General features: G+C 63.5%; 17 protein-coding genes. 7 read left to right on the forward strand and 10 right to left on the reverse strand.

The features are described from left to right. Window positions 1-89 precede the first annotated feature (89 nt). From cysD to MKI88_RS20495, 4 genes are all read right to left on the reverse strand, one after another. Window positions 90-995, reverse strand: a complete 906-nt coding sequence (cysD, locus tag MKI88_RS20480) for a sulfate adenylyltransferase subunit CysD (RefSeq protein WP_241633405.1) — start codon at window positions 993-995, stop codon at window positions 90-92. A gap of 106 nt (window positions 996-1,101) precedes the next feature. After that, on the reverse strand, window positions 1,102-2,313 hold the full coding sequence (locus MKI88_RS20485; protein ID WP_241633421.1) for an alkyl sulfatase dimerization domain-containing protein: 1,212 nt from the start codon (window positions 2,311-2,313) through the stop codon (window positions 1,102-1,104). Between the two features lie 35 nt (window positions 2,314-2,348). Beyond that, window positions 2,349-3,362, reverse strand: a complete 1,014-nt coding sequence (locus tag MKI88_RS20490) for a zinc-binding dehydrogenase (RefSeq protein ID WP_241633406.1) — start codon at window positions 3,360-3,362, stop codon at window positions 2,349-2,351. Between the two features lie 16 nt (window positions 3,363-3,378). Beyond that, window positions 3,379-4,200: an SDR family NAD(P)-dependent oxidoreductase gene (locus MKI88_RS20495; protein ID WP_241633407.1), complete on the reverse strand. Its 822-nt coding sequence runs from the start codon at window positions 4,198-4,200 to the stop codon at window positions 3,379-3,381. Between the two features lie 150 nt (window positions 4,201-4,350). Here MKI88_RS20495 and MKI88_RS20500 point away from each other — a divergent pair, with 150 nt between their 5' ends. The 7 genes from MKI88_RS20500 (at window position 4,351) to MKI88_RS20530 (ending at window position 9,507) form a co-directional block, all read left to right on the forward strand. Then, complete coding sequence (locus tag MKI88_RS20500; protein ID WP_241633408.1) at window positions 4,351-5,220, forward strand: AraC family transcriptional regulator; 870 nt, start codon at window positions 4,351-4,353, stop codon at window positions 5,218-5,220. Between the two features lie 117 nt (window positions 5,221-5,337). After that, complete coding sequence (locus tag MKI88_RS20505) at window positions 5,338-6,489, forward strand: sulfotransferase (protein ID WP_241633409.1); 1,152 nt, start codon at window positions 5,338-5,340, stop codon at window positions 6,487-6,489. 3 nt (window positions 6,490-6,492) lie between these two features. Continuing rightward, window positions 6,493-6,960, forward strand: a complete 468-nt coding sequence (locus MKI88_RS20510) for a VOC family protein (protein WP_241633410.1) — start codon at window positions 6,493-6,495, stop codon at window positions 6,958-6,960. Continuing rightward, a complete protein-coding gene (locus MKI88_RS20515) occupies window positions 6,957-7,757 on the forward strand; it encodes an SDR family oxidoreductase (protein WP_241633411.1) in 801 nt (266 codons plus the stop codon). Before MKI88_RS20510 ends, MKI88_RS20515 begins: the two co-directional genes overlap by 4 nt. Then, window positions 7,754-8,236 carry a nuclear transport factor 2 family protein gene (locus MKI88_RS20520; protein WP_241633412.1) on the forward strand — a complete coding sequence of 161 codons (483 nt, stop codon included), beginning with the start codon at window positions 7,754-7,756 and terminating at the stop codon, window positions 8,234-8,236. The genes MKI88_RS20515 and MKI88_RS20520 overlap by 4 nt, the downstream gene beginning before the upstream one ends. Before the next feature lie 30 nt (window positions 8,237-8,266). Then, a complete protein-coding gene (locus MKI88_RS20525) occupies window positions 8,267-8,644 on the forward strand; it encodes a VOC family protein (RefSeq protein WP_241633413.1) in 378 nt (125 codons plus the stop codon). Window positions 8,645-8,685: 41 nt separating this feature from the next. After that, entirely contained in the window at window positions 8,686-9,507 is an 822-nt protein-coding gene (locus MKI88_RS20530; protein ID WP_241633414.1) for an NAD(P)-dependent oxidoreductase, read from the forward strand. A gap of 9 nt (window positions 9,508-9,516) precedes the next feature. Here the strand turns inward: MKI88_RS20530 and MKI88_RS20535 are convergent, their stop codons facing one another. The 6 genes from MKI88_RS20535 to MKI88_RS20560 all read right to left on the reverse strand — a co-directional run bounded on the left by MKI88_RS20535 (window position 9,517) and on the right by MKI88_RS20560 (window position 14,023). After that, on the reverse strand, window positions 9,517-9,849 hold the full coding sequence (locus MKI88_RS20535) for a nuclear transport factor 2 family protein (protein ID WP_241633415.1): 333 nt from the start codon (window positions 9,847-9,849) through the stop codon (window positions 9,517-9,519). A gap of 2 nt (window positions 9,850-9,851) precedes the next feature. Then, window positions 9,852-10,664 (reverse strand): SDR family NAD(P)-dependent oxidoreductase, encoded by an 813-nt coding sequence (locus MKI88_RS20540; protein ID WP_241633416.1) that lies wholly within the window; start codon window positions 10,662-10,664, stop codon window positions 9,852-9,854. Window positions 10,665-10,695: 31 nt separating this feature from the next. Then, the gene (locus MKI88_RS20545; protein ID WP_241633417.1) at window positions 10,696-11,031 is read right to left on the reverse strand and encodes a hypothetical protein; all 336 of its coding nucleotides are present in this window, start codon (window positions 11,029-11,031) and stop codon (window positions 10,696-10,698) included. Further along, window positions 11,028-12,230, reverse strand: coding sequence for an SRPBCC family protein (locus MKI88_RS20550; protein WP_241633418.1), 1,203 nt, complete (start codon window positions 12,228-12,230; stop codon window positions 11,028-11,030). Before MKI88_RS20550 ends, MKI88_RS20545 begins: the two co-directional genes overlap by 4 nt. Window positions 12,231-12,314: 84 nt before the next feature. Continuing rightward, window positions 12,315-12,908 (reverse strand): TetR/AcrR family transcriptional regulator, encoded by a 594-nt coding sequence (locus MKI88_RS20555; protein WP_241633419.1) that lies wholly within the window; start codon window positions 12,906-12,908, stop codon window positions 12,315-12,317. A gap of 59 nt (window positions 12,909-12,967) precedes the next feature. Continuing rightward, entirely contained in the window at window positions 12,968-14,023 is a 1,056-nt protein-coding gene (locus MKI88_RS20560; RefSeq protein WP_241633420.1) for an aldo/keto reductase, read from the reverse strand. Window positions 14,024-14,496 lie beyond the last annotated feature (473 nt).

Genomic DNA, 14,496 nt, shown 5'->3' on the forward strand with positions numbered 1-14,496 from the left:
GCGCAGCAGCGACTTGTTCTGGTGCTGGACGAGATAGGCGTCGATGTCCTCGGCAATGAGGGCGTCGGTCTGGTAAACGGGTTCCGACATCAGAAATATCCCTGCTGCTTTTTCATTTCCATGCTGGCGTCGCCCGCATCCTTGTCGATCGCGCGGCCCTGACGCTCGGAGGTGGTGGTCAAGAGCATCTCCTGGATGACTTCAGGCAGCGTCTTCGCCTCGCTCTCGACCGCACCCGTCAGCGGATAGCAGCCCAGCGTGCGGAAGCGGATCGAACGCATCACGGGTTCCTCGCCCGCTGCGAGCGGAAAGCGCTCGTCATCGACCATCAGGAGCAGCCCGTCGCGCTCCACCGTCGGGCGCGGCGCCGAGAAATAGAGCGGCACGATCGGGATGTCGTTCAGGTGGATGTACTGCCAGATGTCGAGCTCGGTCCAGTTGGAGATCGGGAAGATGCGGATGCTCTCGCCCTTCGCCTTGCGCGCATTGTAGAGATTCCAGAGCTCGGGCCGCTGGTTCTTGGGATCCCAGCCGTGCGACGCCGTGCGGAACGAGAAGATCCGCTCCTTGGCGCGGCTCTTCTCCTCGTCGCGCCGCGCGCCGCCAAAGGCCGCGTCGAAACCATAATGGTCGAGCGCCTGCTTCAGCCCCTCGGTCTTCCACATATCGGTGTGCAGCGGACCGTGATCGAAGGGGTTGATCCCGCGCTCGGCGGCTTCCGGGTTCTGGTAGACCAGCAGTTCCATCCCGCTCTCCACCGCCATCCGGTCACGAAGCGCGTACATGTCCCTGAACTTCCACGTCGTGTCGACATGCAGCAGCGGGAAGGGCGGCGGGCTCGGATAGAAGGCCTTGCGCGCCAGATGCAGCATCACCGCCGAATCCTTGCCCACCGAATACAGCATCACAGGCCGCTCGGCCTCCGCCACAACCTCGCGCAATATGTGAATGCTCTCCGCCTCAAGGCGCTCAAGATGGGTCAATGTCCTCGACATGATATTGCGCTTGCCTTCCGTTACAGTACCGGTTGTCACAACCGCCGGTCACTGCCAAACGAGATAATACGTAAGATAGTAAACACTATCTTTAGTCCAAAAAGCTCTATTCGCCGATCGCCGACAGGCGGCTCTGGGCATCCGCAATCTCGGCCTTGAGCCACATGGTTTCGGAGAGATTGCTGCCGCCGCTCTTCGCCAGAAGCTGCTCGAGCGCGGTTTTCTTGACCGCAAGCGCATCCGCCTGCGCTGGCTCGGCGGCGAGCGCGACCTCGAGCAGGTGCAGCGCCTCCAGCGGCCTGCCGCCTTCGACATGCGCACGTGCGCGTTCAGCGAGAGCACCGGCGCCGCCCGACAGTTCAGCCAGTTCGGCATTCACCGCCGAGCGCGGTACACCGTAAAGCGCGGTCGTGCCATCGGCATAGTGGAACCAGCCGCCATTCTCTTCCCAGATCGCGCGCACGACCCACGACGTCTTGCCATGGAATTCACCGATCTTCAGATCCTCGGGCAGGACGATCTCGCGCATCAGGTCCTGCACGGTCTTGCCCGCGTTCATGCCGGCAATCGTCTCGCGCTCGAGATAGGACACTGCCGCGTGCATGGTGTCGAGATCGGCGCGGATCCTGTCGGCGCCGCGGATCGGTTCGCCGTGGCCAGTAATGACCAGTTCGGGGTCAAGCGCGCGGACGGCTTGGACCGAACGCAGCCAGGCGCGCACGAGGCGGGGCTTGTCGCCGCGCACCGTCACGAGATTGGGCATGGCGCGCCACACCGGGCCGAACAGGTTTCCGGTAAAGACGGTGCGCTCGTCGGGCATCCAGACGAACACCGAGCACAGGGTCTCGCCACCGGGCGTCTTCACGACCTCGAAGCGCCTGCCGCCCTGTTCGAAGGCGAGGACATCGGCGACCTCGATATCGGGCACGACAACCGGCGGCTTAGGCGGCGGGCCATCGCGCCGTGTCATCGATGCCCAGAGCTTGCCCGAGCGGCGACCGAGAAAGGGCGCGAGCCGGTCGAAATAGTCGCAGGTCTCGGTAAATCCGGCGCCCGCGATGACCTGGGTATCGGCTTCCTTTTGCTCGGGCAGCGCGCCGTAATGATCGGCGTGCGCCTGCGTCAGAATGATCCGCTTGAGGGGTCCCGTGCGATGCGGTGCGCAAAGGTCCTTGTTGCGCTCGCCATTGGTGAGGAAGCCCGTGTTGACGAGCAGGTCGCCGTCGCGGGTCGTCACCAGATAGGCGTTGGAGATGTCCTTCACCATGAAGATGGTGTCGGTGATCGCCTCGGCGCTTGTCTGGCCGTCTCCGGCCATGACGAGCGCGCCGAGTGGCGTTTGCGGTTTCTCGCTCACTGCGCGGCACCTTCGAATTCGATCATCACCTTGGCCGATTGCGGCTTGGCGGCGATGTCGAGCCCCTCAAGCACGCGCTCAAAGGGCAGCTTGTGGCTGATGAGCGCCGCGATCTTGTCCTTCAGGCGCGGCATGGCGGCGATCACCTCAGGCATTTCGGTGGGATAGCCGACCGCGGTGGTGATCGTCATCTCGGTGGTCAGCATCGGGCCAGCGGGAAGCTCGATCGGCTTCATATAGGCTGCGGTGATGACGTGCCGGGCATGGGTCTTGGCGAGCGCAATGACGTCGGCCAGGATCGACGGCGCGCCGGCGGCGTCGATATAGGCGTCGGTCAGCGACTTTTCGCGGCCGAAGACCGTCGTGGTCCCGTGGATCTCCTTGATCCGCGCGATCGCGTCCTCCCTGGCGGGATTTATCGTATGCGCGCCAAGCGCATGCGCGCGCTCGAGCCGTTCCTCGGCAAGATCGAGCGCGATGACATCCTTGCAGCCGCGGTCGATCGCCCACATCACCATGCCGAGGCCGATCGGGCCGCAGCCAAAGATGACTATCCGGTCGCCCGCCTTCGCCTCCGCCCGGTTTACCCCGTGCATGGCGACCGACAGCGGCTCGCACATCGCCGCGACGTCAAAGGGAATACCCTCGGGGATCGGCAGCAGGCTGTCGTTGAGCCGTGCCTCGCGCACCAGCAGTTCCTCGGTGAACGCGCCCTCGGGACCACCGCTGCCGATATAGCTTGGCGTGTTCATCGGGTTGATGATGACGGCCTGGCCGACCTCCACATTCTCGACCTCGCTGCCGACGATCATCACCTCGCCCGCGCCCTCATGGCCGAGCGCGGTGAGCTTGCCCGGACCGGGGATGCCACCGTTCTTGATATAGGAAAGGTCGCTGCCGCAGATACCGCAGGCCTTCATCCTGACGACGACGTCCCTGGGGCCGGGTTCGGGCCGGTCATAGGCATCGAGCCGGACATCGTTGACGTCGTGGATGTTGAGCAGGCGCATGGTCCGTCCTCGGCTGTCAAAAGGCGTATGGCGGGTAGATCAGGCTGCCGCCGTCGATCACGATGGTGTCGCCCGAATGATAGCGCGAGGCGTCGCTCGCGAGATAGGCGCCGATCCCCTCGAAATCCTCGGGCGTGCCCGGACGATGGATCGGCGTCTTGGCGGAGAAATGCGCGTCGACGGCGGCGATCCGCGCCTTCATCTCGTCGCTCATTTCCTGGTCAGTGCCGATGCCCGTCTTGATATAGCCCGGAGCGATGGTGTTGGCGCGGATCTCGTACTTGCCGAGTTCTGCCGCCATGCCGCGCACCACCGCGCCCATGCCGCCCTTGGATGCGGCATAGTTGTTGATGCCCGCGATGCCGTGGAACATCGAGAGGCTGCCGCAATAGACCAGGCTGCCGCCGGGCTCGCCCGCCTCGGCGCGCGCGACCATCGCCTTGGCGCCTTCGCGCAGCGTGAAGAATGCGCCGTGCAGGTTGACCGCGAGGAGATCATGCCACTCGTTCGCGTCAAGGTTCAGTACGGAGCGCGAGCGCGAGGCTCGGCCCGAATTGGCGAAGACGCAGTCGATGCGGCCGAAATCGGCGAGGAGCTGCGCATAACCGTCGACAATCGCCTGTTCGGACGAAACGTCGACCTGATAGGCGATCACACGGCCCGCGCCGGCGTCCTCGAGTTCCTTTTTGGCCTCGGCGTTCTTTTCCGCGTTGCGTGCCCAGATCGCGATGTCGCCGCCCAGCTTGGCGACGCCGCGCGCAAAGCCCAGGCCAATGCCGCTGTTGCCGCCGGTGACGAGCGTGACCTTGCCCGTGCAATCGAAAAGACCCTTTGCCATAACTCTCCTCTCAGTCGCGCCACATGCGGGGCGGTCGCGTTTATGATGCGAATGTCGGCCAGTGTCGGGTGCATCGCAATTGGACAGGCTATCGATAACGGGCCATATTGCTGGCAATGGGCCAAAGTCGAACGGCGCGAGGCGAGAAGCGTGGAAAAGGAAACCTTCGCAGAGTCGGTCTATGAGGCGGAGCTGTCGGTCCCGCTGGCGACCGCACGGATCATGCGGCTGCATCTTGAACAGCCGACCAATCGGGTCTTCCGCAGGGACGGCCACTACTGGCTCGACATGTGCCTTACGCCCCGACCGGAGAAGGCGCGTGGCTGCTATCGCGACCGCTGGGGGCCGCATCGTTTCGAGCGATTGGGCGAGATCTTTCTGGTGCCGCCGGGCGAGGCGATCCACGTTCGCAGCGAACGGGGTGGGGATCAGGCCTCGATCGTTTGCGAGATCAAGGCTGAAGCGATCGACCGTTGGCTGGACGGCGGTATCGAATGGACCGACCGACGGCTGGAGGCGGGCCTTGATATTGCGCATCCGCATATGCGGTCCTGCCTGTTCCGGCTGGCGGAAGAGGTGAATCATCCCGGACGCGGCAGCAAAGTGCTTGCCGAAATGATAGCGGGACAGCTTGCCATCGAAGTCGCGCGCTATTGCCAGGCCATCGCCGAAGGTCCGATCGCTGGCGGTCTTGCCTCCTGGCGGCTGCGCCTCATCGATGAGCGACTTCATCAGGCGGGCGCCGCGCCTTCGCTTGAGGATCTGGCCGCGCTCTGCAACATTTCGGTCCGGCAGCTGACGCGGGGTTTTCGCGCAAGTCGGGGCTGTTCGATTGGCGACCATATTGCGCAGACGCGGATCGATATTGCCAAGCGCCAGCTGGGTTCGGATGAAAGCATCAAGTCGATTGCCTTCGGCCTGGGCTTCGCATCGCCCTCCAGCTTCGCCTTCGCATTCCGACGCGCGACCGGCTCCACGCCGAGCCAGTTCCGGCAGCGCCAGTTGCGCAAGGTCAGCTGAGCGGAGCTTCTGTCCCGATTTCGATGATCCGGCCGGATCGCGAAAGTCATCCGCGTTGGCGTACCTGCCCATGGGCCGCATGATGTCTGCAAAATCAGAACATCAGGAGAGATTGCCATGAGCGCACCGCTCGTCGCCGACGCGCTGATCGAACAGGCCATGAATTCAACGGGCCTCGATCGGTTCGATTCCGAATCCTGGCGCGAAGGACTCGATATCCTGCTCGCCGACGCCGCCAAAACCGGTCTATCGGAAGGCGGCCATGCGCGTATGCAATCCAGCATTGTCGAACTGCTCGCCAATCGGCTGAAGACCACCGACTATCTCGCCAGGCGGCCCGAACTACTCGATCGGCCGATCGAAAAGCCGGTCTTCGTCTTCGGCATCCCGCGCACGGGCACGACCTTGCTCAGCAACCTGCTTGCCTGCGACCCCGTGCGCCGTTCGCCGCTGACCTGGGAGATCGACGATCCGGTGCCGCCCGCAACCTCGACGACATTGAAGACCGATCCGCGCGCGATCGCGCGGCTGGAGCAGGAAAAGGCGATGCTGGCCGCGCGCCCGGAAATGGGGAAATATTATCGCAACTCGGCGGTCTATCCCAATGAGTGCATCTTCTTCATGGCGCACGACTTCAAGGCGCTGGCGCTGGAATCGCGGGGCAAGCTGCCGAACTACCGCGACTGGCTGTTCTCGACCGACATGACCTCGGCCTATGAGTATCACAAGCGCTTCCTGCAGCTTTTGCAGGCGGACGCGCCGGGCACCTGGAACCTCAAGATGCCGAGCCATAGCCTGTGGCTGGATACGATCAGGAAGATCTATCCCGATGCGCGGCTGGTCTGGACGCACCGCGATCCGTTCACCGCCATGGGAAGCTTCTGCTCGATCATCAGCCTTGCGCATATGGGTTTCATGGGCCGTGTCGACGGCGAATGGCTGGTCGAAAACTGCACCTATCAGGCCGAGCTTCACGCCAATCGCATCATGGATTTCCGCGATGCCCAGGGCGAGGACAGCATGATCGACGTCCATTATTCGGACCTCGTCTCCGATCCAATCGGTGCGATGCGCAGGCTCTATGCGTCGCTGGGCGACGATTTCACGCCCGAGGCCGAGGCCGCGATGCGGGCGTGGCTCGACGACAACCCCCAGGGCAAGTTCGGCAAGCACGAATACAAGCTCGCGCAATATGGCCTGTCAGTCGAGCAACTGACGCCCAAATTCGATCGCTATCTGTCACGCTACGACGTCGCGCGGGAGGGCTGAGCCATGATCACCGGACGCCATTACCAGAACGCCTATGTGACGCGGAACGTCGACAAGGCCGTGGCGAGCTTCAAGCAGTTTGCCGACATCCGCGCCCTGATGGAGATCGAGGTTCCGGTCCAGCTCTGGACGCCGCAGGGCGAGGGCACGGGCGTGCAAAAGCTCGCATTCGTCTGGGTCGAGGATCTGAATTTCGAGCTGATCGAACCCAAAGAGGGCGAGGCGCTCGCGATCTATCGCGACGCGCTGCCCGCCGATGACAGCCTCAAATTTCACCATGTCTGCCACGTCGTCGATGATTGGGACGAACTGATGGGCAAGGTCGCAAAGCAGCCTTTTCCGATCGTGCTCAAGGGAGGCACGCCGGGGATGCTCCAGTTCCTCTATCTCGATGCGCGCGAATGGCTGGGGCATTACATCGAATATGTCTGGATGGTGCCAGAGCGCTGGGCGGCGATGGGCGGGCGGTGAGCCTCGCCGAACGCTACGGACCGTGGGCGGTCATCTCGGGCGCGTCCGAGGGAACTGGCCGCGCGTTCGCGCGCAGGATTGCCGCTGACGGCATCCACTGCGTCCTGATCGCGCGACGGCAGGGGCCGCTGGACGAACTGGCTGACGAGCTTCGCCAGGAATATGGCGTCGAATGCGTCACTGCAGCGATCGACCTTTCCGCGCCCGATGCCAGCGAGCGGGTAAAGGCGGCGGCGGGCGACCGCGAGGTCGGCCTCTATGTGAGCAATGCGGGCGCGGATCCGGAAGGGTCAAGGTTCCTCGATATCGAAGTCGATCGCTGGGTGGATCAGGTCAATCGCGGCATCGTCAACCTGATGCGCTGCTGCCACCATTTCGGCGGGCAGATGCGCGAGCGCAAGCGCGGCGGCCTGCTGCTGGCCGGTTCGGGCGCCTGCTATGGCGGCAGCAGCTTCATGGCGACCTATTCGGGGCTCAAGGCGTTCGGCCTCAATTTCGCGGAATCGCTGTGGGCGGAACTGCGACCCCACGGGGTCGATGTGCTTTACGCCGCGCTCGGGACGACCGACACACCTGCCTTCCGTGCGCTGGCGGAGAGCAAGGGGCTGCCGCTTCCCGCCGGCCTGGCCGACCCGCAGGAGGTGGCCAAGGTCGTGCTTTCGCGGCTGGCGGATGGCCCGCTCGCGAATTGGGGGCTTGAGGACGACGATGCGGGGTATCTCCCCATGTCCGCTGCCGCACGCCGGGCGCGCGTGCTCGCGATCGGCGAGGCGACCAGGAGGATCTTCGGCGAATGACCGACCGCGAAGCCATCACCGACCTGATCTACCGCTACTGCCGCGCGATGGACCGGATCGACCCTGAACTGGGCTATTCGATCTGGCATGACGACGGAACCGCCGACTATGGCGCGGATGTCTATCAGGGGAGCGGGCGCGGCTTTATCGACCATGTCTGCAAACAGCATCAGGGCCTGCTCAACCATTCGCACCAGGTAACCAACATCATCATCGAGCTCGATGGGAACCGCGCGGCGAGCGAAGCCTATGTCTTCGCGACGCTTCGGATGCAGCGCGGCGACGCGCTGATGCAGATGATGGTCTGGAGCCGCTACATCGACCAATGGTCGAAGCGCGACGATCGGTGGGGCATCGACAAGCGTATCGCGGTGATGGACCTCGACGAAATCCGGCCGGTCACTCCGATGGGGAAGGCCGGGCGGGGACGTCGTGACCGCACCGATCCCTCCTACGCGGTGTTGATGGGCTCGAAGTAGCAGACCGAAGCACGACTGAAAGGAAACGAGATGTTGACCGTGGGACGTTTTGGCACGCGCGATCTTGAGCGCGCAAAGTCCTTCTACGACGCCATTGCCGAACTGCTTGGCGCGCGCCGCGTGCTGGAACGCGCGAATCTTGTCGGCTATCAGGGGCCGGAGGGCAGCATGTTTCTCGTCGGCGAGCCCTTTGCCGGTGAGGCGACTGCGGGCAACGGCACCCAGATGGGCGTGGCTGCCCCGAGCCGCGCGGTGGTCGATGCGGTCCATGCAAAGGCGCTCGAGATGGGCGGAAGCTGCGAGGGCGCCCCGGGCATCCGGGGCGATGACCCCAATGGCTTTTACGGCGCGTACTTCCGCGATCCCGACGGCAACAAGCTGACGGTCTTCCGTTACGGACCGCCATGATTGCGACAGCGCGGTGAGTGGATGGCAATAGGAACACTGGCATGAAAGTCGGATTTATCGGCCTCGGCAGCCTGGGCGCACCGATGGCGCGCAAGATCGCGCGCAGCGGATACCCGCTGACCGTCTATGACGTCAGCGCGGCGGCGATGGCGGCCTTCGACGAACCGGGCGTCGAACTGGTGGGCGATCCGATCGAGGTAGCCCGACGCTGTGAAGCGCTGGCCGTCTGTGTCCGGATGGACAGCGATCTCGTCGACCTTGCCGGCGACGGGAGGATTTTCGCGGCTCTCGGCGAGGGTGGCCTGTTCGTCGTGCATTCGACTGTCGCTCCCGAACTGTGCCAGCAACTCGCCGAAAGCGCGTCGCGGCACGGCGTGTCATTGATCGATGCGGGCGTCTCAGGAGGCGCGCCAGCGGCGCTGAAGGGCGAGCTTTCCATATATGCGGGCGGCGAGGATGAAGCGCTCGAAAAGGCGCGGCCGCTGCTCGAATGTCTTGGCACGGTGGCCCATCTGGGGCCGGTGGGCCGGGGCATGCAGGGCAAGCTGCTCAACAACCTTGTTTCGATCGCCAATTACGGGATGGCAGCCGCAATCCTCGACCTGGGCGAGAGCCTTGGCTTCGAGCGCGAACAGTTGCGCCAGACGCTGATGGCGGGTTCGGCGCAGGGATTTGCGCTGCGCGCTGTTCCGGGGCTGTTGCGCGCCGAAGGGGCGGTCGCCATGCGCCAGCTGCTCGGCAAGGATGTCGAACACGCGCGCAAGCTCGCGGACACCAAGATGCCCGCAATGGCGGCGCTGGTGCCTGCGGCAGAATCGATGCTGGAGCGGCTCGATCGGCTGGCAGCAGAAACCGCCCGCTGACCGCTTCGTTCAGCCGCGCCGGTAGCTGTGGACGCGGCGTAGCAGGCCGTCTTCACTGAAGTGGAAGAAGTTGGCGGTATAGCGCTTTGATCCGTCGGGAAGTTCGGTTTCCACTTCGGTCGCGATGCAGTCGGTTCCGACAATGCCGGGCCGTGGCGACGGGTTCGGCCTGCTGTTCGCAAACAGCAGGCGGTACATCTCGGAGATCGCGTCGCGCCCCTCAAATTCGCGCCCGTCGGGGAGGATGAACGTGGCATCTTCGGTGAACAGCGCGAGCAGCGCATCCACGTCGCGGTTGCGCATTCCCGCGAAATAACGGTCGATCAGATCCTGGTTCGGCATTTTCAAAGCAAACTCCCTCCGTCGACCGGATAGATCTGGCCCGTGATGAAACCCGCCTTGTCCGAGGCGAGATAGACGGCCAGCGAGGCCACCTCCTCAGGCGTGGCTACCGGGCGTCCCAGCACGGTCTGGCGCGCGCGCCTGGCCATGTCCTCGGGGCTCGTCCCGGCAAAGGCCCTGGCGAAAAAGCTGTTCTCGCGGTTGAAGCGGCTGCCCTTGCTGAAGGCGTCGGGATCGCTCGACACCGTACCATAGGGCGCAACGCAGTTCACACGGATGCCGTGCTGCCCCACTTCCTTGGCCAGTACCTTGGTGAAGCCGTGGACCGCGGCCTTTGCGGCCGAATAGACGGGGAGCATATAGTCGCCCACGAGCCCGGCAGTGGAGCCGATATTGACGATGGCGCCACTCCTGGCCGCGATCATGCCGGGCAGAACCGCATGCGTCATGCGCAGCACCGTGCCCAGATTGAGGTCGATATCGCCGGCCCAGGTGGCAGGATCGGAGTCCGCGAAAAAGCCTGCACCGACATTGCCACCGACATTGTTGACGAGCACCGCGACCGGGCCGAACTCAAGCGCCGCTTCCAGAATGCGCGCGGGTGAGGCAGGGGCGGTCATGTCGGCGGCGACGAAAATCGCGTCGGCCGCACCCAGATCCCTGCACAGCGTGACCAGCCGGGCCCCGGCTTCCTGATCGCGCCCCACCGCCACGACAGTCGCGCCTTCCGCCGCGAGCCCCAGGGCTATGGCGCGGCCGATATTGGCGGTGGCGCCCGTGATGATGGCGGTCTTGCCGGCAAGTCCCGTATCCATGGCTCAAATCGTCCTGCCCGGCTCCCGCCGCTCAGCCGTCGGCGGGTGCACGCGTGATCCTCATGGCTGCACGGTGTGGGGCATGGCGGGCCTCTTCGTCACCCTGGATTTCAACCGCCTGGGCGACATGCGCAAATGAAAGGCAGAGATTCATGAGCTCGCGCTCGGCGGCGCCATGTTCGGCCAATGGCGTGGCGTCGAGCAATTGGAGCGCGGGTGCGAGGAGGGGCTGAGCCGCATCGAAGAATGCCTTGCGCTCCGCATCGGTCGAAGCGGTCCGGCGCTGTGCCCTGTTGGCGGCACCCTCCAACGCCCAGTCTTCAGCAAAGGGCTCCAGCGCTTCGAAGCCCGGAGGAAGCCGGTTCATGCGATCGCTCCCCTGGCGGGTTGTTGGGCTTTCCAGGCTTCGACCGCATCGCGCACGCCATTGAACAGGTGACGACACAGCGCCTCCTGCGTCTGGAAATGGATGTGCTTGAGCGCGCCGCTTGAAAGTCCGCGTTGGCCGGCCTCGATGACCGCGCGATCCTCGGCATGGATGTCGCGCGCGGTGGCCATGGCGAATTCGCGGGCGAAACGTTCGCTGGCATTGCCGTCTTCCCCGACCCAGTAGATCCGGATCACGCCGCGCGACTGGCTTGCCGAGATCGGATAGACGGTGTGCGAGAAGTGCTGGACCGGGGTGCCAAGCAGGAAGAAATTGGGGAAAAGCGCAAAATATTCGCGATCATGGGCGCCTCCCACGATGCCGCGCCGCATTGCCGCCTCATAGCCTTTTCCGAATGCCATAGCCTGGGTCTGCTGGATTTTGGGCTGGGGGTTGGACCAGATCGTCTGCGTGCGGTGCGGTCCGTTGAAGCCATAACGCAAGGGATAGCCGAAGGGATTGTCCTGGCTGAGCGTCGCCAGCCCGGTGCGCGGATGGATGAAACGCAGGTGATAATTCTCCTGGAAATTGTCGTAGGTCAGTTTCCAGTTGGCGTCGATGTCATAGACATATTCGGAAAAGGTCGTCGCGTGGGCGACCGGCAACGTCTCGAGTTGTTCCGCCAGACCCGCGAGCCATTCGCGCAACGGCGTCGGGTCGGGATTGAAGCTGATGAAAATCAGGCCGGCGCAAATCTCAAGGGCGATCGACGGCAGCGCGCAATCGGCTTTTGGAACATGGAACTGTTCGAAATCGGGAGCGGACAACAGCGCGCCGTCCGTGCCGAAAGTCCACCGGTGATAGGGACAGCTGAAGGTCGACTGTTTTCCTTCGGCCTGCTCGACCAATTGCGTGCCCCGGTGTGTGCAGACATTGTGGAAGGCGCGGATATCACCGTCCTTGCCCCGCACGATCAGGATTGAGGCGTTGGCAAATTCCATCTCGCGACGAATGAAGCTGCCCGGCTCCGGCAATTCGCAGACATGGCCGACCTGGATCCATTTGCGCAGGAAGATCGCCTTGCGCTCGAGTTCATACCAGTCGGGATCGTAATAGGGGGCGGCAGGAACGGGGTCAGTGCCCAGAAAGGCCACATCATCGCTCGATACGCGCTCGAACCCCTTGGCTTGAGCGGTCATCCTCTCTTCTCCTCGCAGCGTTGTGCAATCGAGGCATCAGAGTATCGCTGCCGCCGATATTTTTCAACACAAGTGTAGAAAAAATTAGCGAGTGTCCTTGGGTGCCGCCAAGAGGTTCAGATCGCGGAGTAAACGCTGCTGCTCCTTGCGAAAACGGGTCGTCACCTCGTCGTCGGTCGCGTCGGGGCGCACGGAATTGCGGAACACGCGGGGCCCGATCACTGCACCGGTGATCAGAATGGTGCAGAAGATCTCGGCGTCGGTGCCGTTGCCGCCGGCCAGGGCATTTATGCCGGCCACCAGCGCGTCCCATTGCGGATAGCTTTCCCTGATGTCGGTTCCGGATACGAAGTCTTCGATCCACAATTTGATGAGTTCGGGGTTTTCCAGGACGAACCGGCTGATATGGTCGATCCGTTCCTCCTGCGACGCAGGACCGCTGAACGCCACGGTCAGTTGTTCCGACGACCAGTGCCGCACGGCACGCACCAATTCTTCGCGCGATGCGAAATGGTAATAGACAGTCGTCCGGTCTATGCCCGTCGCGCGAGCGAGCGCGGCAATGGACAACGCATCGGCCCCTTTTTCCGAGATCAGCCGGACGGCGGTTTCGATCAGCGCCCGATGGGTGTCGTCATAACCCCGGTTGCGCTTGCGGCTGCTGGGAGTGGCCTTCATGCTCGCGCCATGCCTGAATTGTCGCGCTTTTGACAGTGCCCGGAAAACCGGCGGTATCGTCAACGTGGTCTTCCCAGTCTGATCCCGCCGAACATCATCGAATGGGCGGGCGAAGCAAGCAGTTCGTGCGGGAAGCCGAGATCGATCCGGCTTGCCGAATTGAGCCGTTCGATCTGCGTTTCGCCAAGTTCGACCGTCAGGGCCCCGAGATTATCCTGCAACTGCGCAAGCGTGCGCACGCCCATCACCGGCGAGGTGACGGCCGGGTTGAGCAATGTCCAGGCAAGTGCGACCTGCGCCGGGGTGCAACCCAGCTCCGAAGCCACCGCGCGCGCTTCCTGCGCAACCGTCAGATTGCGGGCGTTGAGGCGACCGGTGGCAAGGTTGATCGACTGTCTTGGCGCATCCTCGCTCACCGAGGTGGCCGCGAGATTCGCTTCGCCATATTTCCCTGAGAGCACGCCGCCCGCGAGCGGGGACCAGGGAAGCACGCCCATGCCCATCTCGCGCGCCATCGGGATGAGCTCGCGCTCGACCGTCCGCTCGGTCAGGTTGTAGCAGACCTGCAGCGCCACAAAGGGTGACCAGCCCCGCAGACGCGCGATTTCCTGCATGCGCGCGGCCTGCCAGGCGGGAAGGTCGGACAGGCCGGCGTAGAGAATCTTGCCTTGTCTGACGAGGTCATCGAACGCGCGGACGATCTCCTCGACCGGCGTCACGAAATCCCACATATGGAGGTAGAGCAGGTCGACATGGTCGGTGCCGAGCCGCGTGAGGCTATCCTCCACCGATCGGATCATGTTCTTGCGATGGTTGCCGCTGGCATTGGGATCGCCCGGACGCATCGTGAGCGAATATTTGGTCGAGATCACAAGGCTGTCGCGACGCCCGGCGATCAAACGCCCAAGCACGGTCTCCGACCCGCCATTCCCGTAGAAATTGGCGGTGTCGATGAAGTTACCGCCGCGATCGACATAGTGCCCGAATATGCGTGCGGCTTCTGCGTCGTCGGCGCCCCAGTCCTGACCGTTTCCGAAGGTCATCGTCCCCAGCGAGAGCGGCGAGACGCGCAAGCCAGATGCACCCAGCAGTCTGTATTGATCGAGCGAATGCATTTGTATCGCTTCCTTCCGGAAAGGTAGCCCGCCAAGTCGCGGGGCGGAATTGCGCGCGTCGGCATGGGACTGGTCGTCTGAAATGCTGAACACGATCATTGTGGTCAAGCCAGGGGTCTGGGGGCGTCAGGGCGAGGTGTCCGCTTTGCTTCGCGTGCGTTGGGGCGCATGGCTCAGGCAGACTGCGGTCAGGCGCGGCCCGGGGCATTGGCGCTGCATGCGTTTGAGATTGATGCATTACCGTCACAGGCAAGTAAAACCGCCATCGCAGCCTGCAATCGCACTAGCGATATATAGCCGAGTTGGCTGGCGTGGGGGCTTCTTCGCGCGAAATTCTCAGGCATAACGCCGGTCAAATAAGGGGCTGATGCACATGCACGGCATGGCACAGCCAGGTCCGAGGGGAGGAACACTTCTGTGAGATACAATTCCGCATATGCCCTGATGATGGGAGTCAGCCTTGTGGCGCTGGC

Origin of the sequence: Sphingomonas sp. LaA6.9 (genome assembly GCF_022601895.1) — a bacterium.
Classification (GTDB): domain Bacteria; phylum Pseudomonadota; class Alphaproteobacteria; order Sphingomonadales; family Sphingomonadaceae; genus Sphingobium_A.